This is a genomic window from Mesorhizobium sp. B1-1-5 (assembly GCF_006443065.1).
Taxonomy (GTDB): Bacteria; Pseudomonadota; Alphaproteobacteria; order Rhizobiales; family Rhizobiaceae; genus Mesorhizobium.
Genome location: NZ_VFWS01000312.1, coordinates 1 through 1,644 on the forward strand (window position 1 = coordinate 1; position 1,644 = coordinate 1,644).

Below are 1,644 nucleotides of genomic sequence, written 5' to 3' on the forward strand. Positions count from 1 at the left end.
TGGATCTGTGCGCCTTCGACGGCCTTTTTGGTCATGACGATGTCGTTCGTGCTGGCCCGCGTCACGCCGATCTTCCTGCCCGCCAGATCCTCGATCTTGGTGATCGGCTGGTCGGCGGGACCGACATAGACCTGCTGGTCGACATAGTACGTGTTGGTGAACGCGATGGCCTTGGCGCGCTCGGCGGTGATCGAGAACGAATAGATCACGATGTCGAGCTTGCCCGAAGTCAGGTTCGGGATGCGGTTGGCTGCCGTCGTGTCGACGATGTTGACCTTGACGCCGAGATCGCGGGCGATTGCCTTTGCCACGGACAGGTCATAGCCGGCGGGCTGCATGCTGCTGTCCATCAGGCCATAAGGCGGCGTTCCAAGGCCGACGCCGACATTGATAGTGCCGCGCTGCACGATGGCGTCCAGCGTGCTCTCGGCCTTTGCGGGCAATATCATCGCCAGCATCGCGGCGACCCCGACAGCAAGTCTCTTCAATAGCATGATACTTTCCTCCCTGGTGTGATGAACCGGATCTTCAGTTGGCTGCCTGCTGCAGGCGGCGCTCCAGGCGGCGGCTGGCATGGGACAGTATGGAGCAGATGCCGAAGTAGATGGCTGCGACCGTCAGATAGACGGGCAGCGGCTGGAACGTGGCGCTGGAGACGATCTGTCCTGCTCTCGTCAGTTCGATAAAGCCGACGACCGAAGCAAGCGCGGTGTTCTTGACGACCTGAACGGAGAAGCCGACCGTCGGAGGAATGGCGACGCGAAGCGCCTGCGGGATGATGACGTCGGTCATCGTGTGCCGCCAGCCAAGCGCCAGCACGAACGACGCTTCCCATTGCCCCTTGTTGATCGACTGGATCGACCCGCGCCAGATCTCGCCGAGGAACGCGCTGCTGTAGAGCGTAAATCCAAGGCCGGCCGCGTAGATCGCCGGAAGGTCATAGCCGAGATTGGCGACGCCGAAATAGGCGATGAAGAGAATGACGAGCAGGGGCGTTCCCTGGATGACATAGATATAGGCCTGTGCGATCCAGCGCAGCCAGGCGAAACGGGAGAGGCGCATGAGGGCGATAATCGATCCGCCGATGGCGCCGCCTGCAAGCGCAATTCCCGAGAGGACGACCGTCCACGTCGCACATTGCAGCAGAAACTCGACATGATGGAGATTGAATGTCTGGAACATCGTCATCGCCCTGCAAAGCGGAAGGAGAAGAGGGCACGCTCAATCAGTGCGAAGACGCCTTTGAATGCAGCCGTCAGGACAAGGTAGATGGCCGCGACCACGAGATAGGCTTCGAGGCTTCGGAAGGTCAGGCCCTGCTCATCATTGGCGACGCCGGTCAGTTCCGGGACGGAGATGACGGAAACGACGCTGGACGCCAGCATGATCAGGATGAACTGGCTGGTCAGTGCCGGGAAGATCGCTGAAATCGCCGGCAGCAGAACGACATAGCGGAAGGTGAGATACGGTGACATGCCAAGCGTGTGCGCCGCCTCCCGCTGTCCCTTGCCGATCGTCTGGATACCGGCACGGACGATCTCGGTGATATAGGCGCCCGCGTAGAGCGTCAGGGAGAGGATGGCCGCCGTCACTTCGGAAATGCGGATGCCGATCGAGGGTAGGCCGAAATAGACGATATAGATC

Annotated in this window: 3 protein-coding genes; all 3 read right to left on the reverse strand. The window is 60.7% G+C overall.

The genetic code is table 11. The features are described 5' to 3' along the window. Window positions 1-494, reverse strand: a 494-nt coding sequence (locus tag FJ980_RS30780; RefSeq protein WP_181181365.1) for a transporter substrate-binding domain-containing protein, incomplete at its 3' end; no start/stop codon positions are given. Window positions 495-528: 34 nt separating this feature from the next. Further along, window positions 529-1,182, reverse strand: coding sequence for an amino acid ABC transporter permease (locus FJ980_RS30785; RefSeq protein ID WP_140498415.1), 654 nt, complete (start codon window positions 1,180-1,182; stop codon window positions 529-531). Window positions 1,183-1,184: 2 nt separating this feature from the next. Beyond that, window positions 1,185-1,644, reverse strand: a 460-nt coding sequence (locus FJ980_RS30790; protein WP_140547336.1) for an ABC transporter permease subunit, incomplete at its 5' end; no start/stop codon positions are given.

Excerpts from the sequence above, each read along its gene's own strand:
- FJ980_RS30785 (WP_140498415.1), bottom strand. The coding sequence starts at position 1,182 with ATGTTCCAGACATTCAATCTCCATCATGTCGAGTTTCTGCTGCAATGT.